General features: G+C 69.5%; 21 protein-coding genes. 12 read left to right on the top strand and 9 right to left on the bottom strand.

Going from position 1 to position 25,111, the window contains the following annotated elements; all coding sequences use genetic code 11:
- Nucleotides 1–215, bottom strand: a 215-nt coding sequence (locus OO68_RS47610; protein ID WP_157852709.1) for a hypothetical protein, incomplete at its 3' end; no start/stop codon positions are given.
- A gap of 721 nt (nt 216–936) precedes the next feature.
- Here OO68_RS47610 and OO68_RS14335 point away from each other — a divergent pair.
- From OO68_RS14335 to OO68_RS14320, 4 genes are all read left to right on the top strand, one after another.
- The gene (locus OO68_RS14335) at nt 937–2,658 is read left to right on the top strand and encodes a glycoside hydrolase family 6 protein (RefSeq protein ID WP_033308709.1); all 1,722 of its coding nucleotides are present in this window, start codon (nt 937–939) and stop codon (nt 2,656–2,658) included.
- A gap of 553 nt (nt 2,659–3,211) precedes the next feature.
- Nucleotides 3,212–4,348 carry a glycoside hydrolase family 12 protein gene (locus OO68_RS14330; RefSeq protein WP_033308708.1) on the top strand — a complete coding sequence of 379 codons (1,137 nt, stop codon included), beginning with the start codon at nt 3,212–3,214 and terminating at the stop codon, nt 4,346–4,348.
- Nucleotides 4,349–4,487: 139 nt separating this feature from the next.
- Nucleotides 4,488–6,701 (top strand): glycoside hydrolase family 3 N-terminal domain-containing protein, encoded by a 2,214-nt coding sequence (locus tag OO68_RS14325; protein WP_051814619.1) that lies wholly within the window; start codon nt 4,488–4,490, stop codon nt 6,699–6,701.
- 243 nt (nt 6,702–6,944) lie between these two features.
- Complete coding sequence (locus OO68_RS14320) at nt 6,945–7,244, top strand: helix-turn-helix transcriptional regulator (RefSeq protein ID WP_033308707.1); 300 nt, start codon at nt 6,945–6,947, stop codon at nt 7,242–7,244.
- Nucleotides 7,245–7,414: 170 nt separating this feature from the next.
- On the opposite strand, the gene OO68_RS14315 is transcribed toward OO68_RS14320, so the two are convergent.
- Nucleotides 7,415–10,777 (bottom strand): alpha-L-rhamnosidase-related protein, encoded by a 3,363-nt coding sequence (locus tag OO68_RS14315; protein ID WP_033308706.1) that lies wholly within the window; start codon nt 10,775–10,777, stop codon nt 7,415–7,417.
- Between the two features lie 489 nt (nt 10,778–11,266).
- Between OO68_RS14315 and OO68_RS14310 the strand changes: the two genes are divergently transcribed.
- Nucleotides 11,267–11,893, top strand: a complete 627-nt coding sequence (locus tag OO68_RS14310) for a TetR/AcrR family transcriptional regulator C-terminal domain-containing protein (protein ID WP_033308705.1) — start codon at nt 11,267–11,269, stop codon at nt 11,891–11,893.
- 43 nt (nt 11,894–11,936) lie between these two features.
- Here the strand turns inward: OO68_RS14310 and OO68_RS14305 are convergent, their stop codons facing one another.
- From OO68_RS14305 to OO68_RS47600, 6 genes are all read right to left on the bottom strand, one after another.
- The gene (locus tag OO68_RS14305; protein ID WP_033308735.1) at nt 11,937–13,262 is read right to left on the bottom strand and encodes an amidohydrolase family protein; all 1,326 of its coding nucleotides are present in this window, start codon (nt 13,260–13,262) and stop codon (nt 11,937–11,939) included.
- 60 nt (nt 13,263–13,322) lie between these two features.
- On the bottom strand, nt 13,323–14,852 hold the full coding sequence (locus OO68_RS14300; RefSeq protein ID WP_033308704.1) for an FAD-dependent oxidoreductase: 1,530 nt from the start codon (nt 14,850–14,852) through the stop codon (nt 13,323–13,325).
- Nucleotides 14,849–15,754 (bottom strand): alpha/beta fold hydrolase, encoded by a 906-nt coding sequence (locus OO68_RS14295; protein ID WP_033308703.1) that lies wholly within the window; start codon nt 15,752–15,754, stop codon nt 14,849–14,851. Before OO68_RS14295 ends, OO68_RS14300 begins: the two co-directional genes overlap by 4 nt.
- A 19-nt stretch (nt 15,755–15,773) precedes the next feature.
- A complete protein-coding gene (locus OO68_RS14290; RefSeq protein ID WP_033308702.1) occupies nt 15,774–16,607 on the bottom strand; it encodes an alpha/beta fold hydrolase in 834 nt (277 codons plus the stop codon).
- 315 nt (nt 16,608–16,922) lie between these two features.
- The gene (locus OO68_RS47605; protein WP_245236972.1) at nt 16,923–17,105 is read right to left on the bottom strand and encodes a hypothetical protein; all 183 of its coding nucleotides are present in this window, start codon (nt 17,103–17,105) and stop codon (nt 16,923–16,925) included.
- A 16-nt stretch (nt 17,106–17,121) separates the two neighbouring features.
- Nucleotides 17,122–17,439, bottom strand: a complete 318-nt coding sequence (locus tag OO68_RS47600; protein ID WP_245236971.1) for a cytochrome P450 family protein — start codon at nt 17,437–17,439, stop codon at nt 17,122–17,124.
- Nucleotides 17,440–17,482: 43 nt separating this feature from the next.
- Between OO68_RS47600 and OO68_RS48300 the strand changes: the two genes are divergently transcribed.
- Both OO68_RS48300 and OO68_RS14280 read left to right on the top strand, forming a co-directional pair.
- Entirely contained in the window at nt 17,483–17,617 is a 135-nt protein-coding gene (locus OO68_RS48300; RefSeq protein WP_280922498.1) for a hypothetical protein, read from the top strand.
- 94 nt (nt 17,618–17,711) lie between these two features.
- Nucleotides 17,712–18,107 carry an SRPBCC family protein gene (locus OO68_RS14280; protein WP_033308701.1) on the top strand — a complete coding sequence of 132 codons (396 nt, stop codon included), beginning with the start codon at nt 17,712–17,714 and terminating at the stop codon, nt 18,105–18,107.
- Nucleotides 18,108–18,182: 75 nt separating this feature from the next.
- Here OO68_RS14280 and OO68_RS14275 read toward each other — a convergent pair whose 3' ends face one another.
- Nucleotides 18,183–18,839: a TetR/AcrR family transcriptional regulator gene (locus tag OO68_RS14275; RefSeq protein WP_033308700.1), complete on the bottom strand. Its 657-nt coding sequence runs from the start codon at nt 18,837–18,839 to the stop codon at nt 18,183–18,185.
- Between the two features lie 136 nt (nt 18,840–18,975).
- Here OO68_RS14275 and OO68_RS14270 point away from each other — a divergent pair, with 136 nt between their 5' ends.
- From OO68_RS14270 to OO68_RS14250, 5 genes are read left to right on the top strand one after another with little or no spacing between them, the layout of a single operon-like run.
- Nucleotides 18,976–20,121 carry a VOC family protein gene (locus OO68_RS14270; RefSeq protein ID WP_033308699.1) on the top strand — a complete coding sequence of 382 codons (1,146 nt, stop codon included), beginning with the start codon at nt 18,976–18,978 and terminating at the stop codon, nt 20,119–20,121.
- Between the two features lie 30 nt (nt 20,122–20,151).
- Nucleotides 20,152–21,129 carry a fumarylacetoacetate hydrolase family protein gene (locus OO68_RS14265; protein WP_033308698.1) on the top strand — a complete coding sequence of 326 codons (978 nt, stop codon included), beginning with the start codon at nt 20,152–20,154 and terminating at the stop codon, nt 21,127–21,129.
- Nucleotides 21,130–21,147: 18 nt separating this feature from the next.
- Nucleotides 21,148–22,731: a bifunctional 3-(3-hydroxy-phenyl)propionate/3-hydroxycinnamic acid hydroxylase MhpA gene (mhpA, locus tag OO68_RS14260; RefSeq protein WP_033308697.1), complete on the top strand. Its 1,584-nt coding sequence runs from the start codon at nt 21,148–21,150 to the stop codon at nt 22,729–22,731.
- Entirely contained in the window at nt 22,728–24,695 is a 1,968-nt protein-coding gene (locus OO68_RS14255; protein ID WP_033308696.1) for an acetoacetate--CoA ligase, read from the top strand. The genes mhpA and OO68_RS14255 overlap by 4 nt, the downstream gene beginning before the upstream one ends.
- A complete protein-coding gene (locus OO68_RS14250) occupies nt 24,692–25,045 on the top strand; it encodes a DoxX family protein (protein WP_033308695.1) in 354 nt (117 codons plus the stop codon). The genes OO68_RS14255 and OO68_RS14250 overlap by 4 nt, the downstream gene beginning before the upstream one ends.
- Nucleotides 25,046–25,111: the final 66 nt, after the last annotated feature.

Genomic DNA, 25,111 nt, shown 5'->3' with positions numbered 1-25,111 from the left:
CAGCCGTCGATGACGTCCGTGCCGCGGTTGGTGAGGGTCAGGTCCACCGTGAAACCGGAACCCCAGTCGTTCGTCTTGTAGTCGACACTGCACTGAAGTGCCGCCGCCTGCGCGGTCGGTGAGCCGATGGCCAGCATCGACAGGGGTAGGGCTAAAGCGGCCGCCACGGCGGTCCACACCCGCCGAACTGTTCTGCGATTGCGTCCGGGATCCATGAACTGGTTCCTCCTAGCGGCTAACGGCTCGGGGAAGGACAAGTCTTGGCCAGTGGGAGCGCTCCCATAATGGGGATGAGCATGACAGCGGTCAAGGCGCTTGAAGAGTCGAAGACGGAGAACGGTTCAGTTCATCGAAAGTTTCGCGGAACCTCTGGGCAACCGTGCCGTTCGGCGCTACCTTGCTCGCACCAGTGGGAGCGGTTCCATCAGTCGACGCGCCGGTCAACGCGCGCCAAACTGCAAGGAGTCGCTCATGCGACACCCCCCACCTTCACTGCTCGCAGCCGCGGTAGGCGGCAACGAGCTCGTAGCCTCCCCGCACGTCCCACCGGACCCTGCGGGTGTGCACCCGCCGGCGCTGTGAGGAATCAGCCCGGACCGTTTCGCAGCGCACAGCAAGATCCGAAGGTCGACCAGCACCGCCGTCGGCACGCTGAGAAGCGGTGCGCCGCCCGGACGGGCGCACCCCCTGCCGGCAGCCGGTACCAGCGCTTACCACTTCATCGCCTGCACACCGTCAACGGCCCGTACTTGGACGGGGAGTTGACGGTGGCGCGCAGGGTGTGCAGGTGCCGGCGTCCCAGCGAAGCACCCCGTGACCGGAGCCTCGCTGATCTCGGAACGCGACGGTGCAACGCCGTCGTGCGGCACCACACCGCGTGATCGCCTGCGCGTCGAACAGCAGGAAACATCCCCGAAGGAGAAGGAACTCCCAGTCATGAGTCGCACCAGGACCTCATTGCTCGCCGCCCTCGCGCTCCTCACCGGAACCTCCGGTGCAGCGCTCTTTACGGCACCCGCCGGTGCCGCCGCCGCGCCCTGCACGGTGGACTACAAGGTGCAGAACCAGTGGGACGCCGGATTCACCGCCGCCGTTACCATCACGAACAACGCGTCCGCCAAAACGAGTTGGTCGGTGAAGTGGTCGTACTCCGGTAATCAGAAGGTCACCAGCGGCTGGAACGCCAAGATCAGCCAGAGTGGGGCCGCCGTCACCGCCGCCAACGAGGGATACAACGGCACGCTCGCCACCGGAGGTTCGGTCAGCTTCGGCTTCCAGGGCAGCTACAGCGGCAGCAACGCGATCCCTGCCACGTTCACTCTCGACGGCGTGACCTGCAATGTCGATGGTGGAAGCGGTCCGGGCGACGGAGGGGACGGAGGCGACAACGGCGGTGGCACCGACGGCCGAGTGGCCAACCCCTATGTCGGAGCCAAGGCCTATGTGAACCCGGAGTGGTCGGCCAAGGCCGCCGCAGAGCCGGGCGGCAGCCGCATCGCCGACGAGCCCACCGCCGTCTGGCTCGACCGCATCGCCGCGATCAACGGTGTGAACGGCGGCATGGGTCTGCGCGCCCACCTCGACGAGGCTCTGAAGCAGAAGGGCTCCGGCGACCTGGTCATCCAAGTGGTCATCTACGACCTTCCGGGACGCGACTGCGCCGCCCTCGCGTCCAACGGCGAACTCGGCCCGAACGACCTCGACAAGTACAAGACCCAGTACATCGACCCCATCGCCTCGATCCTCTCCGAGTCGAAGTACGCCTCCCTCAGGGTCGCCACCGTCATCGAGCCCGACTCGCTGCCGAACCTGGTCACCAACGCCGGCGGCACCCCCACCACCACCGACGCTTGCGTGGCCATGAAGGCCAACGGCAACTACGAGAAGGGCGTCGCCTACGCTCTCGACAAGCTCGGCGCCATTCCGAACGTCTACAACTACATCGACGCCGGCCACCACGGCTGGCTGGGCTGGGACAGCAACCTGGGCCCCGCCGTGCAGGAGTTCTACAAGACCGCCACCACCAACGGCGCGAGCGTGAACGACGTGGCAGGGTTCATCGTCAACACCGCGAACACCAGCCCCACCAAGGAGCCGCACTACAAGGTCACCGACTCGGTGAACGGTCAGACGGTTCGGCAGGCCAAGTGGGTGGACTGGAACCAGTACGTGGACGAGCAGTCGTTCGCACTCGCTCTGCGGGAAAAGCTCGTCGCGGCCGGCTTCAACTCCGGTCTGGGCATGCTCATAGACACCTCACGCAACGGCTGGGGCGGTTCCGCACGGCCGACCGGTCCCGGGCCTAAGACTTCGGTGGACGACTACGTCAACGGCAGCCGCATCGACCGGCGCATCCACGCCGGCAACTGGTGCAACCAGAGCGGCGCCGGTCTCGGCGAGCGGCACACCGCGGCTCCGGCCGCCGGCATCGACGCCTACGTCTGGGTCAAGCCGCCGGGGGAGTCCGACGGCTCCAGCTCCGCCATCCCCAACGACGAGGGCAAGGGCTTCGACCGGATGTGCGACCCCACCTACGGCGGTAACCCCCGCAACGGCAACAACCCCACCGGTGCCCTGCCGAACGCGCCAGTGGCTGGGCACTGGTTCTCCGCCCAGTTCCGCCAGCTCATGCAGAACGCCTACCCGCCGCTGCCGTAATCCTCTGACACGGTGAGCGTCCGCCGGGACCGGCTCGAACGAGGCGGCCCGGCGGACCGCGACGTGCACCGACGGTGCCACCGGTTGGCCTTGCCTCGCTCGGCGACGGTTCTCGGCGGCGCGGCCGAAGCTGAAGCCCACGGGACACGCTCTGCGGCGACCCGGGCCGACGACTGCTCGCATCCTGCGGCCGCGTGGCGGGCATGATCAACCACACCGCGTCGCGTGCGTGTATGGGACGAGATGCTGCCGTTCGATGTCCGTCTGAGCGGCAGTGATCGGGAGTCGCACCGCCTGCCGCGGAACCGGGCAGTTCAGGAAACGTTCCCAACATGCCCTAGTGATCGCAGCACCACTGCGTCCCCTGTCGACCTGTGAACTGGCAATTCCCCATCACTTCCCCATGTTCACCGTTCGAAGGGTTGTCAGGGACATGGAGCGCTTCTACAGTCCGTCACCGAAGCAACGGGTGGGAGCGCTCCCAAAATTCATCGGACGGGGCGTCCCGAATGTGCGTCACCCGTCCGCTCCACTCTCCCGGAGAGGCCCCCACATGCGATCGTCACCACGTCACCCGCTCACTGCGCGCACCCTGTTCGGTGCGCTGCTCACGGCTTTCGCCACCCTGGCCGCCCTGGTGGCCGTCGCGCCGGCGACGCAGGCCGACACCACGATCTGCCAGCAGTTCGGCTCGACTGTCATCCAGGGGCGCTACGTCGTCCAGAACAACCGCTGGGGAACCAGCGCGACGCAGTGTGTCACCGCCACCGACACAGGCTTCCGTGTCACTCAGGCCGACGGTTCCGTGCCCACCAACGGCGCCCCGAAGTCCTACCCCTCCGTCTACAACGGCTGCCATTACACCAACTGTTCACCGGGTACCAACCTCCCGGCTCGGATCAACGGCATCAGCAGCGCGCCGAGCAGCATCTCCTACGGCTTCGTCGGCGACGCCGCGTACAACGCCTCGTACGACATCTGGCTGGATCCGACGCCCCGCACCGACGGGGTGAACCGCACCGAGATCATGATCTGGTTCAACAAGGTGGGCCCGATCCAGCCCATCGGTTCCCCGAGCGGTACGGCCTCCGTGGGCGGGCGCAGCTGGCAGGTGTGGACGGGCAGCAACGGCTCCAACGACGTGATCTCCTTCGTCGCCCCTTCGGCGATCAGCGCATGGAGCTTCGACGTCATGGACTTCGTCCGGCAGACCGTCTCCCGGGGGATGGCGCAGAACGACTGGTACCTGACCAGTGTGCAGGCCGGTTTCGAGCCGTGGCACAACGGTGCGGGACTCGCGGTGAACTCCTTCTCGTCGACCGTCAACACCGGCGGCTCGGGCAACCCGGGCAACCCGGGTGACCCCGGCGACCCGAAGGCGAGCTGCAAGGTGACCTACGCGCCGAACGTCTGGGAGGGCGGCTTCACCGCCGACGTCACGATCGCCAACACCGGCTCGTCCCCCCTGGACGCCTGGAAGCTGTCCTTCGCCCTGCCCTCCGGACAGCGGATCAGCAACGCCTGGAACGCCACCGTTTCCCCCTCCTCCGGGGCGGTGACGGCGAGCGGTCTGGGCCACAACGCGCAGATCGCGCCCGGTGGCAGCCAGACGTTCGGCTTCCAGGCCACCTACAGCGGTTCGTTCGCCAGGCCGACCGGGTTCAGTCTGAACGGCACCGCCTGCGCGTGACCCGGTGCGACACGTCGTACGACCACCTCACCGGACCGCCCCGGGGCCTGCCCTCCACTTCCCATGCCGAAAGGGTGGGCCCCGGGGCAACCGTTCCGCTCCCTCGCTCCTCCGGCCGCCCCCGGAAAGGCCTTACGCCATGAGCCAGAGCCCCGCTCCATCCTCCCGACGCCCCGCGCTCGTCGCCGCCCTGTGCGCCGCCGCTCTCACAGTGATCGGCCTGACCGGCGCGGCACCGCCCGCTGGAGCCGGTGGATCCGCCACCTCGACGGGCTCCGAGGCCCTGCCGTATCGGGATTCCGCCCTGCCGGTGGCAGACCGTGTCACCGACCTGCTGTCCCGGATGACGCTCGACGACAAGCTCGGGCAGATGACGCAGATCGAGAAGGACGCCCTGGTGCCGCAGGCAGACCTTGCCGCATACCGCATCGGCTCGGTGCTCTCCGGCGGAGACTCCACGGTCAGCCCCAACAACGCCCGGACGTGGGCCGACACCTACGACTCACTGCAGCGCACGGCTCTCGGTACCCCACTCGGCATCCCGATGATCTATGGCATCGATGCCGTGCACGGCCACAACGCGGTGCGCGGGGCGACGATCTTCCCGCACAACATAGGTCTCGGCGCCACCCGCGACCCCGCCTTGGTGCGACGGGTCGGGCGTGCGGTCGCCGAGGAGGTCGCGGGCACCGGCATCGACTGGTCCTTCGCCCCCTGTCTGTGCGTGGCCCGCAACGACAGGTGGGGTCGCACGTACGAGTCGTTCGGCGAAAAGCCCGAACTGCCCACGTCCATGACGTCGTTCATCACCGGCCTGCAGGGCGAGACCCTGGGCGCCGGCCCCGCCTCGGTGCTGGCCACCGCCAAGCACTACCTCGGTGACGGCGGTACCACCGGCGGCGTCGACCAGGGCGACACGGAACTGCCCGAGGCCGAGCTGCGCGCGGTCCACCTACCGCCCTTCCAGGAGGCGGTGCGGCGGGGCGTGGGCTCGGTGATGCTCTCGTACAGCAGCTGGAACGGGGTGAAATCGCATGCACACAGGTACCTGGTCACCGACCTGCTCAAGGGCGAGATGAAGTTCGACGGGTTCGTCGTGTCCGACTGGGCCGCCGTCGACCAGCTGGACGGGCAGAGCGGCTTCACGGGTGCGGAGATCGCCACGGCCGTCAACGCGGGCGTGGACATGGTGATGGTTCCGCAGGACTACAAGAAGTTCCTCGGTCTGCTGCGTTCCGAAGTGACCGCCGGGCGGGTCCCTGTCGCTCGCGTCGATGACGCCAACCGCCGCATCCTCACCAAGAAGTTCCAACTCGGCCTCTTCGAGAACCCGCTCACCGACCGCTCGTACACGACGGGTGTCGGATCCGCAGAGCACCGGTCGCTCGCCCGCGAGGCCGTACGCGCCTCACAGGTGCTGCTGAAGAACGAGGGCGGCGTCCTGCCGCTGGCGAAGAACGCGAAGCTGTTCGTGGCCGGCAAGTCCGCCGACGACATCGGCAACCAGAGCGGCGGCTGGACCCTTGGCTGGCAGGGCCGCAGTGGCCCGGTCACCGAGGGCACCACGATCCTTCAGGGCATCCGTGCCGCTGCCGGCTCCTCGCAAGTCACGTACGACCGCTACGGCAACGGCATCGACGCCGGCTACTCGGCCGCCGTGGCGGTTGTCGGAGAGACACCGTATGCGGAGATGCGTGGAGACCGGCCCGGCAGCATGGAACTGGACCAAGAGGACCTGCAGACCCTCGCCCGGCTGAAGGCGAGCGGAGTGCCTGTCGTCGTGGTCCTGGTCTCCGGCCGTCCGCTCGACATCGCCGCCCGACTGCCCGACTGGAAGGCGCTGCTGGCGGCCTGGCTGCCCGGCACGGAGGGGAGCGGAGTAGCAGACGTGCTCTTCGGCGACCATGCGCCCAGCGGCAAGCTGCCCATGACCTGGATGCGCAGCGCGTCCCAGCAACCGATCAACGACGGCGACGGCAAGAACCCTCTCTTCCCGTACGGTCACGGCCTGACCTACGGCACGAACCCCGGACCGGGCCCGGGCCCGCAGCCCGAGCCCGAGACCTGCGTCGCCCAGTTCAAGACCGTCTCGTCCTGGTCCGGCGGCCACCAGGCGGAGGTCACGGTCAAGAACACCGGCACCGGCCCGCTCACCGGCTGGTCTGTCGCGTGGGACTTGAATGGCTCCACCGTCACCAGCCTCTGGAACGGTTCCATGTCAGCGGCCCAGGGCCGGGCCACCGTCCGCAATGCCGTCCACAACGGCTCCCTTGCACCGGACGCCACCACGTCGTTCGGCTTCACCGCGGCCGGCCCGGCGGGCACGCCGCAGCTGCGGTGTACCGGCTCGTGACGTGATGCACCCTGCCGTGCGTCGTCACGCGCATGGCGGACGTAGCGGTCGAGCCCGTTGTGATCATGCGCCGCTGAGCCCTGCCTCGCACCGCACCAAGATCACTCAAGGGAGGTGCTAACGCGGTCGAGGGGTGCGGCCCGCGCATGTCCCGAACAGGCAATCCGCCATGTCCGCCACGGGAAAGACCCGGGCTCGGTTCTAAGGGTTCACTGTCGGCCACCTCGACGAGCCTGCGTCACCGTGCAGACCCGGCACCTTGCCGACCCCGGGCTGGGCTCGGGAAGGGTCGCCGAGGCGGTCGGAGTGTCCGCGCGGCACCTGAGCCGTATCTTCCAGCCGACCGGGGTGAGCCCCTCCCGTTACATTCTCGAACAGCGGCTCGGCAAGGCCCGGCAGGTGCTCGCCGATCCTGGCTCCCGCCATCCGACGATCGCCGAAGTCGCCCACTGCTGGGGCTTCGCCGGCCAGGCCCACGTCACCCGTGTCTTCCGGAGCCGTTTCGGCCGCACCCCGGGGGAATCGCGTCCGCTCGTCCTCTAGACGCTCTGCACGGACTGCCGGATCTCGAGTGGAGGCCATCGGCTCCTGCGCGGTGGTGGGCGGCGGAGACCGCCGCTTGTCACCGCCGAGCCGTGTCGTCGCTCTCTCCGGGGGCGGCGGTCAGGTCGTGGTGAACGACCTGTACCGGCCGCCCGTTTCGGGATGGACTGCTACTTGATGCGGATCTCGGCGAGCTGGAGACGGTACCTGTTGGTCTCGTCCGAGGCGGGCTTGCCGAGCTTGGAGACCTTCAGGCGTAGGTAGCGGCCGGTGGCGGACGTGAGTGTGTACGTCTGAGCGGCTCCGCCCGGGTTGGGTTCGGCGGTGATGGTGCGGGCGGTGGTGTAGGTGTTCGACCCGGCAGGGCGGGTCTGGATCGTGAAATCGACGGGGAAGCCCGCTGTGCCGCCGCCCGCTGCGCCGGCGTCCGTGCGGGGGTGGAGAGTGACGGAGCCGATGGCCCGGTCGGCGCCGAGGTCGATCTCGACCCACACGGGGGTGGCGCTGACATCGGCGGAGGGGAAGTCGATGCTGGTGAAGCCCTTGCTGCCGGTCACGCTGGTGAGCTTGCCGTCGAGGACGCGTGTCTTGCCCCAGTCGCCGTTCTCCAGCGTGTAGTTGGCGGTGACGGCGGTCGCGGCGGTGGGGACGGTGAGTTCGGCGAGCTGGAGGCGGTACTTGGTGGGCTCGTCGACAGGAGGGGCACCGAGCTTGGTGGCGTGCAGACGGACGTAGCGGGCGGTCGTGGTTCTGAACCCGTACGTCTGCACAAGTCCGCCCGGGTTGGGTTCGGCGGTGACCGTGCGGGCGGTGGTGTAAGTGCTCGACCCCTCGGGGCGGGTCTGGATGGTGAAGTCGACAGGGAAGCCCGCGGTGCCGCCGCCGACCGCCGGGGTGTCGGTGCGGGGAAAGAGTCGTACGGCGTCGAGGTCGGTGTCGGCACCGAGGTCGATCTCCACCCAGACAGGGCTCGCGCTGACATCGGGGGAGGGGAAGTCGATGCTGGTGAAGCCCTTGGCGCCGGTCACGCTGGTGAGCTTGCCGTCGGTGAGCCGGTTCTTGCCCCAGTCGCTGTTCTCCAGGCTGCTGTTGCTGGTGACGGGCCGGCCGAGGGCGAGGTTGTCCAGGCGGCCGGCTCCGGTGACCGTGAACGTCCAACTGCCCGGCTGGAGGGTGAAGTAGACGTACGAGGAGTCTTTGCTCGCGTAGCTGAGGCCTGAGACGCTGCCGGTGGCGGCGCCCCCCGTGAAGACGGTGGTTCCGTTGGCCTTGATGACCGGGGATGAGCCGCGGTAGGTCGGAACACCCACCCGCGCGGTCGTCCCACTCGGGGAGGTGAGGGTCAGGGTGACCTGGTCGCCGTCGCGCGTGATGCCGAAGCGGATGTCGCCCTTGACGGTCGGTGTGACCGTGTTGATCTTCGCGAGGGTGCCGGTCTGCGGGATGACCTCGTACGTGGTCCAGCCGGGCTTGGTGGGACGGACGCCGGCGGCGTAGGCGGACAGTGCGTACAGGGGGCCACCGTTCCAGGCGTGGTTGTCGGTGCCACCCGACTTGTCCCATATCTCCCACAGAGTGTGGCAGGTGGGGTCGGCGACCTGGGCGGCGTAGCGGTTGCGCATCCGCTCCTCGGCGACGGTGGCCGCCCCCATGAGGTAGAGCGCTTCCAGGACGTAGAACTCCATGTAAGGGCTGGCGTTGAGGTGGGTGCGCAGCACCTCGGTGATCGCTGCGTGTCGGGAGGTGGGCGCGAGGCCGGCGACGACGGCGAGACCGTTGCCGCGGTCGTCGGTGTCCTTGGTGTAGCCGGGTGAGCGGTACTCGTTCTTGGACGTGTCCCACAGAACGCGGTCGAAGTTGGCCTTGATGCTGTCGCGCTTGGCCTGCCAGGAGGCGACGTCGCCGCTGTTGCCGCTGAGACCGGCGAGGGTGATGGCCGTGCCCAGGGCCAGGTAGTACCAGCAGTTGTCCAGGAGGCGGGCGTCGATGTTGGTGCCCCAGTCCTCCCAGTCCCAGTCCCCGGCCCGGTGGTTGACCAGCCCGGCCGAGTCCAGGCTCCACAGGTTCAGGTACGCCTTCACCGCCGGGTAGGTGCCGGCGACCGCATCGGAGTTGCCCGTGTAGAGGTGGTACGTGCCGAAGGCCCACACTGAGGCGAGCATCTGGACGGGCAGTTCGGCGGTCCAGATGGTGGACGGCATCGGCGAGTAGAGCACGCCGCTGGGCTTCTGCCAGGCGGTCAGCTCGGCGATGGCCTTGGCGCCGAGGGCGTGGGAGCGGGTGTCGAAGGTGTAGAAGCCTTCTTTGAGCTGGTTGACCACATCGCCCCACCACTGGGCGCGCTCGCGGGTGGGGCAGTCCATGTAGGTGTCGCGCATGTTGACGTACATCGTGCGCGCCGCCTTGCCCCACAGGGTGTCGAAGAACGCCTCGTTGCTGCTGAACGATCCGGTGAAGTCGGTGTCGTAGCCGGATTCCCGGTACTTCAGATCCAGGATGGTGACACCGGCGGGGATCGTGTACTTCACCGCCGTGCCGCTCATCCAGGCCAGCGCCTCGAACTCCTGGACCCCGCCCTTGCAGACATAGGTCGCGCGGATGTTGTTCTCCGCCCCGGGCGTGAGGCCGGTCAGGCCATCGCCGTCGGCGTAGTGGTCGGTCTGTATGCCGATCACCGCGCCGGTCGGAGCGTCCACCTTCAAGTAGGGCGTGACCTGGAGGTTCGACGGCAAGGTGGCCGTGATGGCGGTGGCGCCCTGTCCCGTGGACGGCAGCGACGAGGCGTTGCCGTAGGACTTCAGGCCCGAGTACCGGAACTGGGGGACCGGCCGACGGACGAGGCCGTTCCAGGGCGCGGCACCGGCGGCTCCGAAGTCGGTGGGGGCACCCCACGCGCCGTCGTCGAAACCGGCCGACTCCCAGGCGGTCATGGCGGTGGCGTTGCGGGCGTCGTAGTAGACGTTCGACTCGGGCAGACGAAAGTTGACCTGGGTGCCGCTGGTGTTGTTGGAGTAGCCCGGATGGACGATGTGCTTCCAACTGGTGTCGCTGACGAGCCGGGTGGTGGTGGAACCGGTTGTGATGTCGGACTGGAGGAGCAGACCGCCCTTGCCGCTGCTGTTGTGGGAGAAGCCCTGCTTGCCGAAGTGCCACACCAGCAGTGCCACCGTGTTGCGACCGCTCGTGAGGTACGGGGCGAGGTCGATCTCGTCGTAGTAGGTGCCGGTGCGGTCGGGGCCGCGCTTGAGCTGTCCGTCGAAGACGACGAGCGTGCCGTTGACCCACAGCCAGTACTTGGAGTCCGCCGCGATCTGCGTCACCGCCTTGGACGGCGCGGAACCCAGGGTGAACGATCTGCGGAACGCCACCCACTGGTTCGTCGAACTGGACGGAGCCCAGATCCACTTCGCGGTCCAGGAGACGGCGGCCGACGCCACGGGAGCCAGACCCGGCGCAAGCACCGAGCCGAGAGTGGGCGCCAGCGCCACGGCTATGGCGGAGCACAGGATGGACCGGCGCGTTACAGAGGGCATGCGGGCGCTCCTACTGTCGGTGTGCGGTGATGTGGGGGTTGGAGGGCGTCCTGGAGACCGGGAAGGAGGGGGATGCGGCGACGCCCGACTTTGAATCGTTTCATCCCTGTGTTTGCAGCGGGAATTCTTTGCCGCTCGGCGAGAAGGTGTCAAGGCCTGTGCAGGCGGGAATTCGGCCGGCGTGCCGAGGGGTTTCGCCGAAGCGCCGTCGGTGGTGGCTGCGCAGGGCCGCTGCCTGGCGGGCCGCGAAGGGTGCCCGAACGTCATCGGCCTGTCCACGGCATCGGAGACGACAGTTGCCCGCGCAGCGCCTCCTTCGCCGCCGCGTGCCGGGAAACTGATCAGGCGTCTCGTCCGCTCAGCGGCCTCTATATCGGCTACGGCGTTACTGTTATGGTGCTGGCCAAGGAGGTGGGACGTTTCGTGGTGGACCCTGTGCCTGCGCGAGCGGACGCGGCAGCGGCTCGGCGTTCCCCGGGGCGGCCGCCGGTGCCGTTGGAGCGCATCGTCGCCACAGCACTTCAGATCGTGGACGAGGAGGGCTCGCACGCTCTCTCGATGCGGACGCTGGCCCAACGTCTGGGCTCGGGCACGGCGACGCTGTACCGGCACTTCGACAACCGGGCAGCGCTGGTCGCCCATGTCGTGGACCGCATGTTCGGCAGCGTGGAGCTGAACGGCGACGAACTCGCCGCACTGGGCTGGGAGCGGGCGCTGCGGACTGTCGCGCACACCATGTTCGACGCCTTGGCCCGGCACCGGAACGCGGCGCGCCTGCTGGTCGAGCAGATTCCCCTGGGACCCAACGCCATGGCACTGCGGGAGCGCTGTGTCGCGGTGTTGCTCGACTGCGGCTTTCCGCCGCGAGTCGCGGCGTACGCGTTTGCGACCCTGGCCCGCTTCGTCCTCGGGTTCGCCGTACAGGTCAACGGGCATGTCGGCGCAGCACAGTCCGACGACGCCCCGCCGGCGGCCGTCTTTGAGAGCGTGGACCCGCAGCTGTTCCCGGCCACCGTCACCGTTGCCGGGGTGTTGCCCGTTCCCATCGAGGAAGAGTTCTCCTTCGGTCTCGAGCTTCTTCTCAGCGGACTTGCCCACCTGCGCGACGAGGCCTGACAGAGCGGCGCGATCACCCTGGCGAGTAAGGCTGTTGCGGGTGTCAGCCCCGGCTGCCTGCGGGCCCGATGCTGCGCAAGAGCCGCTCTCCGGACTCGCGCAGCTCGTCCTTGGCCTCGTCCAGTCGCGTCATGAGCAGGGCATGATCGCGTTTGCGCCAGGTGCCGGCGACCATCACGGCTTCGATGTTGGCGATGTCGGCGTGCAGGGCGGTGGCGACCGGATCGTGTGCCGGCCACAGGTTGAGGGCCCGGGCGTCGACGGCGACCAGGTCGGCCTGCATGCCCACCTCGATCCGGCCAACCCGGTCGGCGAGGCCCAGGGCCTTCGCCCCTTCCACCGTGGCCCAGGCCAGTGCCTGCTTGGCGGTGACCGAAGCGGTGCCGGCGTGCATGCCTGTCGTCTGTCGGTGCTGGGCGTGGTCCAGGCTGCGCTGGTGGGCCAGGGCGATGCGGGCGGCCGTGAGGAGATGGCCGGGCACGGCGGTGTCGATGTCGGTGCCCAGGGAGGGCGCCGCGTCCAGGCGTAGCAGTGACCCGGTGATGGGTGTGCCGTGTCCTTGGCCCAGTTCGTTCTCCGGGGTGCTGGTGAAGGTGACACCTGCCTCGATGAGCGTCTTGATCCAGTCGTCGGGCAGGTCGATCCCGTGCACGATGTTGGTCAGGGGGCTGAACAGTCCGGCGGCGCGCACGGCTTCCCAGCCGGGGGAGGGTTCTCCGCCGCTCTGGTGCATCGAGACGACGAGGCCGCGTTCCGCGCCGGCTCGGAAATCGGCCACCGCGGTGTCGGGCGAGGAGTACTGCGGCCCCTGCAATGCCATGCCCATGGTGAGGAGGGCGAGGCCACGGACGGGGCCGTCGAGCAGCCGGTCGATCTCGGTGAGGGGGTGGGGGGTGTCCGGCGACCGGTAGGCCGTGCCGTGCAGGAAGACGGCGCGGATCCCGGATTGGGCCAAGCCCTCGACGGCGGCGTCGGCGTGTTCGGGCGAGAGGGCGTTGTGACACCAGTCGCCGAGGGTGGTCGTACCGCAGTTGAGCTGGTTCAGCGCGCCGACCAGATTGCTGACGTGCAGGTCGGCCGGGGTGTAGTGGCCGGCGCACGCGCCGTGGAGGTGGGTGAGGTACTCCACCAGAGTCCAGTCGGCACCGACGGAGCGCAACGCGGTCTGCCAGGTGTGCAAGTGGGCGTTGACGAGGCCCGGGATGACGATGCGCCCGGAGAAGTCGACGACTTCGGCGTCGGATGCCTCGATGTTCTCGCCGACGGCGGCGATAAGGTCGCCCTCGACGAGGATGTCGGCATGCTCGGCGTCGGGACGACCCGGCGCCATCGTGATGACCTGCGCCCCGCGCAGCAGCACGCGGCTCATGCGATGGCCCCCGAAGGGGAACATGTGTGGCGCTGATGGGGCATGGTGTGGCTCCTCTGCTCATGGCGTCATTGCCCGCGCGGCGGATTGTGTGGTGGTGAGGAAGTCCTGAGTGGCGATGTGCCCGATGTAGCCGTCGGGACGGATCAGCAGCAGGGTGTCGCCGGTCAGGCCGTAAGCGCGCTTCAGCGTGTTCTTCGGGTCGAGAAGGCCGAGACCGTCGGCGGCGGTCGCCCCGACCGTCAGCCGCTTCAGCCGAGCGCCGGCCGTCGGCCAGGCGAGCAGTTCGAGGTCCCGGGCGGCCCCCGGTCCGTATGCGATGGCGGTGAAGTACGGCCCCCGGAAGACGTCGAACAACCGGGTCCCGGTTCCGTCGGCGCCGAGCAGTTCGGCGTCCGGCGCGCGGTCGCCCGCACGCAGTGTCCCGGTGCGCATCCCGTCGGCGGGGGCGAGCGGGCCGCCGTAGTACGTCAGGGCGAGCTGCTGCTCGTCCTTGCCCCGCTTCATGCTCGACGGGTCGAGCTTGGCGATGCCACCCCACTTGTCCGTGGACAGGCCCAGGACCCCGGCGGCGATCGGCTGCCGCTCGGCCTCGTAGGTGTCGAGCAGCGTGGCGTCCGCCCCGGCGAGGACCTGGCCGAGTTTCCAGCCGAGGTTGTAGCCGTCCTGCACGCCGGTGTTCAGGCCCTGGGCGCCGGCCGGGGTGTGGACGTGCGCGGCGTCACCGGCGAGGAAGACCCGTCCTCGGCCGTAACTCTCCGCCAGGCGGATGTTGGGCCGGAACACCGACGTCCAGTGGATGTCGTGCAACCGGATGCCCCGGTTGCGGGTGTGCTGGTGGATGCGCTGGACGATGTCGTCCTTCTCAGCAGGCGGTTCCTCGTCGCGAGTGAGACGGATCATCCACTGGAACATGTCGCTGTGCGGGAGCGGGCAGGCGCCGATGAACCTGCCGCCCCGGCCGGGCCACATGTGCCACCGGTTGCGGGCAAGACCGGTCACCGAGGCGTCGATGATGACCATCCGGTCGCTCTCGTCCGTGGTCCCGACGAAACCGATGCCGAGCTGCCTACGCACCACACTGGAACCACCGTCGGCGCCCACGACGTACCGGGCGACGATCTCCTCCGTGCCGTCCGGGCCCGCCACCTTCGCGACCACCGTGTCCTCGTCCTGCGTCAGCTCGGTCAGTTCCCTGCCGAACTCGATCTCACGGCCGAGCTCGCTGAGCCGGGCGTGCAGTGCGCGGTCCGTGCGGAACTGAGGGATCAGCCAGGTGTTCGGGTATGGGACCTCCGGAGTCGCCTCCCTGTGGGGGAACATCTTCCAGGGCACCGCCAGGGGGCCGGCATGGATCCCGAGCTTGGGGTAGGTGCTGCCGCCGGCCAGCACGTCGGGCAGGGCACCGAGGTCTTCGAGGACTTCGAGGCTGCGGGGCTGGACGCCCTTGGCGCGGGAGCCGTCGAAGGCATGGAGAGACCTGTCGACGATCCGTACGTCGAGTCCCCGGCGCACGAGGTCGATCGCCGCGGCGGCACCCGAGGGGCCCGCACCGATGACCAGGACGTCGATGACCGGCCGGTCGTTCACGAGTCGAGCCTCTCGCTCTGTGCGGTCACGAACGGGGCGATCCGGTCGGCGACGTTGTGGGGCTGCTCGAACGGGGCCATGTGCCCACATTCCAAGATCACGTGATGGTGCCGGGGTTTCAGCAAGGCCCGTGCCGTGTCGAAGTGGACCAGTGGTGTGACGTTGTCCTCGTCGCCCCAGAGGAGCAGCGTCGGGATGCCCAGCGTCCCGGTCTGGCGGAAGAGATCGTCACGGCCGGAGACGGGCAGGTGCTGCAGGGTGTCGAAGACCGCGTACAGCGACCCCTCGAAGCGGAAGGAGTCGAGCACCATCTCCGCGAGTTTCGCGCCGAGTTCGGGGTCGCGGACGTTGTGCCCGAGGTGACCGCGGAGTATCTGACGTCCGCGGTGCCGGGCGACGAGGCCGGCGAGCAGGTCGCTGCGCAGCAGCCGGTGCGGCGAGGTCAGTTGCGGTTTCGCGAGGCCGGCAGGGCCGACGATGGTGAGGGTGGACACCGACGACCGGTGCTGGGCGGCGTAGGTCATGGCGACCAACGCGCCCATGGAGGTACCGACGAGGTGCAGTGGCCGCACGGTCAGGCCGAGCCGGTCCGTAAGTTCGGACAGCTGCCGTGCGAACAGACTCTCGTCGTATCGCGCCCGCACCCGGTCCGAGTAGCCCCGGCCGTACGCGCTGCAGGTCAGCGTCCGCAGCCCGCGGGCGTGCAGCTCGGTGACGAGACCGTCCCAGTAGAACAGCGGGATGGTCAGTCCGCCCGCCATCACGACCACCTCCCCGTCCTCGGGGCCGGTCAGTTCGTAGTGCGTGACGCCGTCGGACAACTCGATGAAACTGCCGCGCAGGGCCTGCCGCGAGTCGGCGGTGAGCCGTAGGTCCTCGCCTGACGCGACGAAGTACTTCATGGAACGGGCCTCCTCGGCCTCAGTGCGTGGGGGTGTCGGTGGAGGAGCGGAGGAACATCACGATCGCGTCCGCGACCCACTGCGGTTCCTCTTCGGGCAGCAGGTGACCGCCATGGGGGTGCACCATCTCGCCGGCGCCGGGGAGGTCGCGGCTGAAGTACTGGCCGTCGACGCTCGCGCTGCGCAGGACGAGCGTGGGCGCCGTGATGCGGGGAATCTGCGCGCTGCGGTCGGGCTGATCGGTGTTGCAGAAGTCGACGAAGGCCGAGCGGTTCCCGGGCCGGTTCATGAGCTGGTGGGCCCGGTCCACCATGGCGTCGTCCACGATCGTCGAATGCGGGCCGACGCTCGAACGCAGGTTGCGCTCGATGGCGCGGCGCGGCATCACGCGCCGCAACACCGGCCGCAGCAGCGGGTTGCGGGTCAGGCGCATGCCCGCCGGGATCTCCTTCTCCGGGTACCCGGTGGCGTTGACCAGCACCAGGCCGGTCAGCCGCTCCGGATGGTCCAGGGCGAGGTTCCAGGCGATGTTGCCGCCCAGTGAGTTGCCGGCCACCGCGTAGCGAGGCACCTCCAGCGCCTCCAGGAAGGCCGCCACCGCCGCCGTGTAGGTCGGGATGCGGTAGTCGCGGTCCCTGCGAGGGCCGGTCAGGCCGAACCCCGGCAGGTCGGGGCGGATGACGTCGAACGACTCCGACAGCAGGGCCGCCGCACGGTCGAAGTGCTGAAGCGACGAAGCGCTGCCGTGCAGCAGGACGAGTGCAGGGCCGTGCCCGGCGCGTTTGTAGTGGATCCGCAATCCACCCACCGCGACGAACCGGGAATCGGGCTGCGGCTCAGACCAGGTGCTCATAATGGATACACTGTTACCGATAAGGTGGCCGTGTCAAGTGCAACCCCTGGAAGTCACGGTCTCGCGGCCCCGGAGGCGTCGAGCACGCGCTGCGGCAGCGCGCGCCTCGCCGGGCGGGCGGCGTCCGAGGTGCAGGGGAGTTCGAACGGTCGACCGGTGGACCAGTCGCGGGGTGACCAAGGCCGTGGGCAGCACCGCCAATGCGACCGGGAGGAGCGCGACGGCGGCCTCCCACGGGCTGTGGTTCAGCATGAGGTGCAGGTGATCTCGCCGGTAACGACCAGCAGCCTGACGGGATTCGTCCTCGCAGATCGCTCAGGTGACGATGCGGCAGGGCAACTTGCTCAGCCCGGGCAGGGTGTTGTTCACGATGAACTCGGGCTTGCCGATCTCGAACCGGCGCACCCGTGCGAGCAGTGCGGTGAGGAGGGCGTGCGCCTCCAGCTTGGCCAGATGACGGCGACGCGATCGCCCGCGGGGATGGTGACGCCGTCGCACTCCCGGGCCCTGGTGGTCACCCTGCTGAAAACGGTGACCGGAGAAGCGATGCGCAGAATTTCAAGGCAGGCGGCGGGTGCGAGGGAGGGTCGGCCCGCAGCGCGTCCCACTGGTCGGGGTGTTCGGCGAACAGCCGGACGGCGGCCGCCAGGGAGAGGATCGTGGTGTCCATGCCCGTGGCGAGGAACGCCATCATGAGGGTGACCGCGGCGGCCTCGTCGATCTCGCCCGAGTCGACCGCCTCCCAGACGCGGGCTCCGGGGCCGCCTGCGGCAAGCCGGTCCCTGGCGGCGGTGGTGGTGACGTAGTGCAGCAGAGCCTGCTGCTGTCGCATCGCGGCAGGTGTCCGCTCCCTCAAGGGACCCAGACCCTCGAAGGTGGAGGCACCGAACTCAAGGAGCTGGTCCCGGCCTTCGCCGGGCACCGCCCTCTTCCTCGCCACCGACGACAGTGCCCACATGACCGGCGCCTACCTCAACGCCGACGGCGGCTTCAACATGATCGGCGCCTGACCCGCGCCCTGAGCGGCGGTGGCAGGCCGCATGGGGGATCCGCCCGCGTACGGCGCCGACCCGGAGCCGTCATCACCACAACCATGAAGTTGCCATGGCAACGTTCCGTTTCGACACCCGAGTCGCACAGGACCCCGACCGCGTCTGGGCCGTCCTCACCGACGTGAGCATGATTCCGCAGTGGTTCCCGGCCGTACAGGAGGCCCGCTTCGACGGCACGCACCGCCACCTGACCACGGCGGAGGGCACGCTGAAGTCCCTCGTGGTGACGAAGGACGACACACTGCGCCGCTTCCAGTACCGGTTCGTCGAGGGCATGCCCCAGTTTATCGACTTCCACCTGGGCACCATCGACGTGCTTCCCGACGCGGACGGCTCACGCGTGGTCTACAGCCAGGAGATCCTTCCCGAGGCCTTGGCGCCCATCGTCGAGCGAGCCGTGAGCGAGGGGATCGGGGGCATCGGGCGGTACTTCGCCGCGCACCCCTGAGGAGCCGCAGAGCGGGACGCGACCGGCGGAACGACCTCGTCGGCCGCTCGGCCACCTTCCGGCCGCGCTCGTCGCTCACGGCCTAGGAGTGGCCGGTGAGGTGAGGTCGGGCAGGGGGCGCCGGGCGACCCTGTGGGCGTCGTCCTGTGGCACGCCCAGCATGCGCAGGACCATCTCGGCGAGGTTCACCGCGGCCTCGTCGCCGTCCAGGTCGGGGCGGGCGAATCTCAGCTCCACCAGGGACAGCAGCGTGCCGCCCAGTGCGGACAGGGCGACCGCCGGGTCGACGGGGGTGAAGCGGCCGGAGGCGAGGCCGGCCTGGAGGTCGCGCAGCGCCCGCCGGGCCAGGCCGTTGTCCGAGTGGATGTGGCCCATGCCGCGGTGGCGCAGGACCTGCATCAGCTCGGGGTGGGAGTCGGCCATGCGGGCGCTGAGCCGGAAGCCCGCCGCGACGAGTTCCGCGGGGTCGTCGATCTCCGCAAGGTGCTCGTCGAAGTTCTGGCCGAACTCCTCCAGGGCGTCCACCACGGCTGCCTCGAACAGCTCCGTCTTGGACTCGAAGTGGTTGTAGAAGGAGCCGAAGCCGACGTCGGCGCGCTCGGCGATCGCCTGGATGCTGGCGCTGGCGTCCCCGGTCTCGGCGAGTATCTGCCGGGCGGCGCGAACGAGCGCGCGACGGGTCTCGGCGCGGCGCCGCTCGAACCGGTTGCTGGGCGGGGCTGACGTAGGCATGCACAGAGTCTAACCGCGGGGACGATGACGACAGCATCTCTGATGGAATCATCATTTCATGTCGTGAAGGGCTTGACGACGCTACTGTCAAACTTGATGATTTCCTCATTAAGGCGATGCTGCTCGGAGGGCACCCATGTCTGAACCCCGCGTCCACGGGACCGACGTCAAAACGGCCCACCAGGACCTGCACAGCGACCAGGGCGCCCTGCGCGGCGAGCACCCCGGCCGCTCCCGCAATCCCGTCATCAAGGTGGCGGACCTGGCCTGGCTGGAATTCGAGAAGCCCGACCTTGACCGGGCGGAGGTCTTCGCCCGCGACTTCGGTTTCGGTATCGCCGCCCGCACGGAGCGGGAGCTGTGGCTGCGCGGCACCTTCCCGGGCTCGCCCTGCATGGTGATCCGGCGCGGCCGGAGTTCGCGCTTCATCGGCCCGGCGTTCCGCGCGGCGGAGCGGGCCGACCTGGACCGGCTGGCGCGGGCCACCGGCTCCCACGTGCGGGACGCGGACGTGCCCGGTGGCGGCAGGACGGTCGGCCTGCTCGACCCGTCCGGCTTCCCGGTACGGGTGGTGCACTGCGGTGAGCAGCTTTCTGCGCTGCCCGAGCAGCAGCCGCGGCTGCTCAACTTCGGTACTGCTCACCGTCGTACGAACACCACGCAGCGCCCGCCGCGCGAGCCGTCCCGCATCCAGCGGCTGGGACATCTGGTGCTGGAGACACGGGTGTTCGCGCGGGCGCTGGACTGGTACCTGGACACCCTCGGCATGATCGTGTCCGACTTCCTGTTCCTGGACGGGCAGCGCGAGCGCGGCCCGGTCATGGCCTTCATCCGCTGCGACCTCGGCAGCGTGCCGGCCGACCACCACACGCTGGCCATGCACCTGGGGCCGGGCACCGGCTATGTCCACTCCGCCTACCAGGTCACCGACCTGGACTCGATCGCGGCCGGCGGCGAGTACCTCAAGGAGCGCGGTTACCAGCGCAGTTGGGGCATCGGACGGCACATCCAGGGCAGCCAGCTCTTCGACTACTGGCGCGATCCCGACCACTTCATGCTGGAGCACTTCGCCGACGGCGACCTGTTCTCCTGCGACATCGAGCCCGGCTGGGCGGCCTTCTCGACCAGCGGGCTGGCCCAGTGGGGTCCGCCGGCCACGCGTGACTTCCTCGGTGCGAGCCCCACCCCCGAGCGGGTCCGCCACGCCATCGAGGCCCTGCGCGACGACAACGAGATGGACATGGCGCGTCTGCTGGGTCTGCTCAAGGCCGCCAAGTCCTGAATCCTCAGCTCACTCACGAAGGAAACCGACATGAGCACCAACGTCCTGCGCACCGCCGACGGGTGGTGGGCGGTCCTCCCTCAGGCTCTCGACTCCGCTCCAGCAGGGAAGGCCCCCATCGCCCGGGCCGTCCCGGTCGACACCAAGGCCGTCACCACCGCCGAACTGATCGCCGACCGGGCCGCCGTACGAGAGGCCGCGCTTTCCGGCGAACCCGGCACACCCGTCGCCGACCTGGCCGCCCTCTCGCCGCTCACCACCCCCTGCCGGGTGGTCGCGCAGATGGTCAACTACCGTAGTCACGCCCGGGATTCGGGCTTCACCGGCGACATCCCGCCCGCCTTCTTCCGCAAGGCGTCCGGCTCGGTCAGCGGCCCCGGCGACGCCGTCATCCGGCCCCCGCATGTGAAGTTCCTCGACTACGAGATCGAACTCGGCCTCGTCATGGGGGCGCCACTGCCCATCGGTACCCGAGTCGCCGAGCCGGACCTGCCGTCGTACGTCGCCGGGCTGGTCATCACCAACGACGTCAGCGCGCGGGACGTCCAGCTGACCAAGACGCAGTTCTACGAGAGCAAGTCGTACCCGACCTTCACACCGACGGGGCCGTACCTAGCCCTGCTGGAGCCGGAGGACTTCGCACACCTCCTCGACCTGCGGCTGAAGCTGTCCGTCAACGGCGAACTGCGCCAGGACCGCACTCTCGCCGACATGATCGTCCGCCCGGCGCAGGCCCTGACCCTCCTGGCCCGCTTCCAGACCCTCGACCCCGGCGACCTGCTGCTCACCGGCACCCCCGGCGGTACGGCCCTCAAGGCCCCGCCGAAACCGGTCGAGAAGATCGGCGCGCTGCTGCCGCCCGCCGTCAAGTGGAAGGCGTTCTTCAAGAGCCAGGCGAAGAACCCGCACTACCTGCACGCGGGCGACGTGATCACGGCGACGATCGCGACCCCCGACGGCCGCATCGACCTCGGCGAGCAGCGTACGCCCGTCAAGGACGCACAGTAGGGCAGAGGTGAGCCGCATATGACCGTCGAGCACAACCCGGCCGCCGTACCCGTGGTGATCATCGGGGCCGGACCCGTGGGCGTGACCGCCGCCCTCCTCCTCGCCCGGCGCGGAATCCGCAGCGTCGTCCTCGAACGCCACCAGGACGTCTACCCGCTGCCACGCGCGGTCGCCACCGACGACGAGGTCCGCAGGATCCTCCAGGCCGCGGGCGTGGGGGAGGAGTTCGCAGCCATCGCCCGCCCGGCGAACGGGCTGCGGCTGCTGGACGCCCGGCACCGGGTGATGGCCGAGTTCCGCCGCACCGGGCACGGCCTGCACGGCTACCCGCAGACCAGCATGTTCGACCAGCCCGAGCTGGAACAACTGTTGCGCGCTGCCCTGGCCCGGCGCCCGGAGTGCGAACTGCGGGGCGGTGTGGAGGTCACCGCCGTCGGACCGGACACGGCCGGCCCCGTGCGCGTGACCTACCGCGACGACGACGGCGAGCACCAGCTGTGGGCCGAGGCGGTCCTCGGCTGTGACGGTGCGGGCAGCCTCACCCGCGAGGCCATCGGCGCCGCATGGGAGGACCTGCGCTTCGAAGAGCAGTGGTCCGTCTTCGACGTCCGCACGACGGCGGACGTCCGCTGCTGGGAGGGCGTCGACCAGGTCTGCGACCCGGACCGGCCGGCCACCTTCATGCGCGTCGGCGAGGACCGCTACCGCTGGGAGTTCCGGCTGCGGGACGGTCAGGAGCCGGTCCGCGAGCTGATCGCCCCGTGGCTGCCGCAGTCGTACGACGGGGACTTCGAGGTCGTCCGTGAGACGCAGTACACCTTCCGGGCGCGAGTCGCCGACCGCTGGCGCAGCGGACGGGTCTTCCTCCTCGGCGACGCCGCCCACCTCACTCCGCCCTTCATCGGGCAGGGCCTTTGCACGGGCTTGAGGGACGCCCACAACCTCACCTGGAAACTCGCCCGGGTCCTGCAACGAGGCGGCGAAGAAAGGCTGTTGGCCACCTACGAGAGCGAGCGCAAACCGCATGCCCGCCATGTCATCCGGCTCGCGGTCGCCATGGGCTGGGCCATGACCGGTGGCCAGGACGGTGCCGCCGCGGTGCGCCGGAGGCTGCTGGCCGCAGCCTGCCGCATACCCGGGCTCACCACGGCGGCCGGCCGCGACCTCAGCCCGCCCCTGACCACCGGTCCCCTCGTCCGACGCCGTACCCGCAGGGGCCTGGCGGGCACCTACTGCCCGCAACCGTGGATCACCGCCGACGGGCGGCGTACCCGCCTCGACGAGCTGCTCGGCGACTCCTTCGCCCTCCTGACCGCCGCGGAACCCGGGCCCTCGCTGAACGCCCTTGCCCACGGGCTCGGCATCCGTGCGATCCCCGTCACGGACTTCGGCGACGACGGCACCCTCGCCGCCTGGCTGCGCGCGGGCCGGGCGGACGCCGTACTGCTGCGTCCCGACCGCGTCGTCATGGACCTAATCCCGGCCGGCGGCGTCGACTTCACGGACACCTCCGCCTGGGCGTCCCTCCTGCACACCACGCGCGGCCCCCACCCATCCCCCAGGACCGTCGACAACAGCCTGCTGAGGAGCGTCACACGATGAGCGTGCCCGACCCCTTCCTGATGCCTGATCCGCAGGTCGTCGCGGACAGCCACATCATGGACTTCGCCCGCCACGTCGGGATGCCCGGCTCCGACTACGCCACCTTGCACCGCTGGTCGGTCACCGATCTGGAGGGCTTCTGGGGTGCGGTGTGGGAGTACTTCGACATCGACGCGGACACCCCGTACGAGCGGGCGCTGGCGGAGGAGCGGATGCCCGGCGCCCGCTGGTTCCCGGGCGCCACCCTCAACTACGCGCACCACGCCCTGCGCAACCACGCCGACGACGCCGTGGCGGTCATCGCCCTCGACGAGACCGGCTCCTGCTACGAGGTGACCGCCGGCCACCTGCGCGCCCAGGTCGCCTCGGTCGCGGCCACCCTGCGCGAGCTCGGTGTGGGGCCAGGCGACCGGGTGGTGGGCTATCTGCCCAACACGCCGCACGCGATCGTCGCGTTTCTGGCCGCCGCGAGCCTGGGCGCCGTGTGGTCGGTGTGCGGGCAGGACTACGCCCCCAGGGCGGCGGCCGACCGGTTCGCCCAGCTCGAACCGACCGTCCTGGTCGCCGCCGACGGCTACCGATTCAACAGCACCACCTACGACCGCCGCGACGCCGCCCTCGAACTCGCGGCCGCGCTGCCGACATTGAAGGCCACCGTGCTGGTGGACCACGTGGGCCTGCCGTGGCCGTCGCGGGCGAATCCGTCGCCGGCCGTCTCGTGGGGGGACGCCTCCACCCGCACCGAGGAACTCACCTGCGTCCCGGTGCCGTTCGACCACCCCCTGTGGGTCGTGTTCTCCTCCGGCACCACCGGCCTGCCCAAGGGCATCGTCCACGGCCACGGCGGTGTCCTGCTGGAGCACCTCAAGACCCTGGGCCTGCACTCCGACCTGGGCGCCGGCGACCGCCTGCTCTGGTACACCACCACGCACTGGATGATGTGGAACCTCGTCGCCTCGACGCTGCTGACCGGCGCCACGACCTGCACGTACGACGGCAGCCCGGCGCCCCTCGCGAAGCCCGACGTCCTGTGGGAGCTGGCCGCGCATCACCGGGTCACCGTCTTCGGCACCAGCCCCCAGTACCTGCTCGGCATGGAGAAGTTCGGCATCGACCCGTCCGTCCACGACCTGTCGTCGATCCGCGTGGTCGGCTGCACCGGCTCCGCCCTGCCTGCCTCCGCCTACCCCTGGGTCCGTGACCACGTCGGCCAACGCGTGCTGTTGGCCTCCATCAGCGGCGGCACCGACATCGTCTCCGGCTTCGCGGGCGGCGCGCCCAACACACCCGTCTGGGCGGGACAGTTGTCCGCACCCCACCTGGGGGTGGCGTTGGCCGCCTTCGACGCCGAGGGCTTCCCCGTCGTGGACCAGGTCGGCGAACTCGTCGTCACCCGCCCGATGCCGTCCATGCCGCTGTCCTTCTGGAACGACCCCGACGGCACCCGCTACCGCGACGCCTACTTCTCCTTCTACCCCGGTGCGTGGCGCCACGGCGACTGGATCACCCTCACCTCCCATGGCTCGGTGATCGTCCACGGCCGCTCCGACAGCACGCTCAACCGCAACGGCGTCCGCCTGGGCAGCGCCGACATCCACGACGTCGTCGAACGCCTCCCGGAGATCGCGGAGGCGCTGGTCATCGGTGTGGAAGAGCCGGGTGGCGGATACTGGATGCCGCTGTTCGTGGTGCTCGCCGCCGGCGAGACCCTGGACGACGCCCTCCGCGTGAAGATCAGGGAAGCGATCCGGACCGGCGCCTCACCCCGCCACGTCCCCGACGACATCCTCGAGGTCCCCGGCATTCCGCACACCCGCACCGGCAAGAAACTCGAAGTCCCCGTCAAACGCCTTCTCCAGGGCGCCCCGGCCGAACAGGTCGTCAACCCCGCAGCCGTGGATGCTCCCGACCTCATCGACTATTACGCCCAGCTGGGCGCCGGCCGCCGGGACCGATCGGCATGACGACCGCACAGACCACCCTCGCCGTCACGCTGTCCCTCGTCCTCCTCCCTCTCGGGCTGGCGAAGATAGCCGCCGTGCCGTTCATGCGTCAGGCAGCCGCGCACCTGGGCATGTCAACGGGCCTCTACCGAGTCGTGGGCACGCTGGAGATCGCCGGAGCCGCCGGGCTGCTGCTCGGTCTGGCTTCGGCCCCGCTCGGCGTGGCCGCTGCTGCCGGGCTGGCTTTGCTCATGGTGGCTGCCGTGGTGGTGCACCTGCGCCAAGGTGACCCGCCCGTGCGGGCCCTGCCCGCCGCCGTGCTGGCTGTGGCGGCGGTGGCGTACGCGGGGATGGCGCTCGCGGCCGGCTGACGGCTCGGTGAGGTCCCTGACGCACCTGGACGACGTCGTCATCCGTCTGGTCCGCCGAAGCCTCGG

The sequence above is a fragment of the Streptomyces iakyrus genome (assembly GCF_000717055.1).
Taxonomy (GTDB): domain Bacteria; phylum Actinomycetota; class Actinomycetes; order Streptomycetales; family Streptomycetaceae; genus Streptomyces; species Streptomyces iakyrus.
The sequence above is the reverse complement of the archived record's forward strand: the minus strand, read 5'-3'. Positions and strand labels throughout refer to the sequence as shown.

Bases quoted from the DNA above. Each gene is read 5' to 3' on its own strand.
- OO68_RS14330 (WP_033308708.1), top strand. From the start codon at position 3,212: ATGCGATCGTCACCACGTCACCCGCTCACTGCGCGCACCCTGTTCGGT.
- OO68_RS14255 (WP_033308696.1), top strand. From the start codon at position 22,728: ATGAGCGTGCCCGACCCCTTCCTGATGCCTGATCCGCAGGTCGTCGCG.
- OO68_RS14315 (WP_033308706.1), bottom strand. From the start codon at position 10,777: ATGCCCTCTGTAACGCGCCGGTCCATCCTGTGCTCCGCCATAGCCGTG.
- OO68_RS14270 (WP_033308699.1), top strand. From the start codon at position 18,976: ATGTCTGAACCCCGCGTCCACGGGACCGACGTCAAAACGGCCCACCAG.
- OO68_RS14295 (WP_033308703.1), bottom strand. From the start codon at position 15,754: ATGAAGTACTTCGTCGCGTCAGGCGAGGACCTACGGCTCACCGCCGAC.
- OO68_RS14335 (WP_033308709.1), top strand. From the start codon at position 937: ATGAGTCGCACCAGGACCTCATTGCTCGCCGCCCTCGCGCTCCTCACC.
- OO68_RS14265 (WP_033308698.1), top strand. From the start codon at position 20,152: ATGAGCACCAACGTCCTGCGCACCGCCGACGGGTGGTGGGCGGTCCTC.
- OO68_RS47600 (WP_245236971.1), bottom strand. From the start codon at position 17,439: ATGCGACAGCAGCAGGCTCTGCTGCACTACGTCACCACCACCGCCGCC.
- OO68_RS14325 (WP_051814619.1), top strand. From the start codon at position 4,488: ATGAGCCAGAGCCCCGCTCCATCCTCCCGACGCCCCGCGCTCGTCGCC.
- OO68_RS14250 (WP_033308695.1), top strand. From the start codon at position 24,692: ATGACGACCGCACAGACCACCCTCGCCGTCACGCTGTCCCTCGTCCTC.
- mhpA (WP_033308697.1), top strand. From the start codon at position 21,148: ATGACCGTCGAGCACAACCCGGCCGCCGTACCCGTGGTGATCATCGGG.
- OO68_RS14275 (WP_033308700.1), bottom strand. From the start codon at position 18,839: ATGCCTACGTCAGCCCCGCCCAGCAACCGGTTCGAGCGGCGCCGCGCC.
- OO68_RS14290 (WP_033308702.1), bottom strand. From the start codon at position 16,607: ATGAGCACCTGGTCTGAGCCGCAGCCCGATTCCCGGTTCGTCGCGGTG.
- OO68_RS14305 (WP_033308735.1), bottom strand. From the start codon at position 13,262: ATGAGCCGCGTGCTGCTGCGCGGGGCGCAGGTCATCACGATGGCGCCG.
- OO68_RS14280 (WP_033308701.1), top strand. From the start codon at position 17,712: ATGGCAACGTTCCGTTTCGACACCCGAGTCGCACAGGACCCCGACCGC.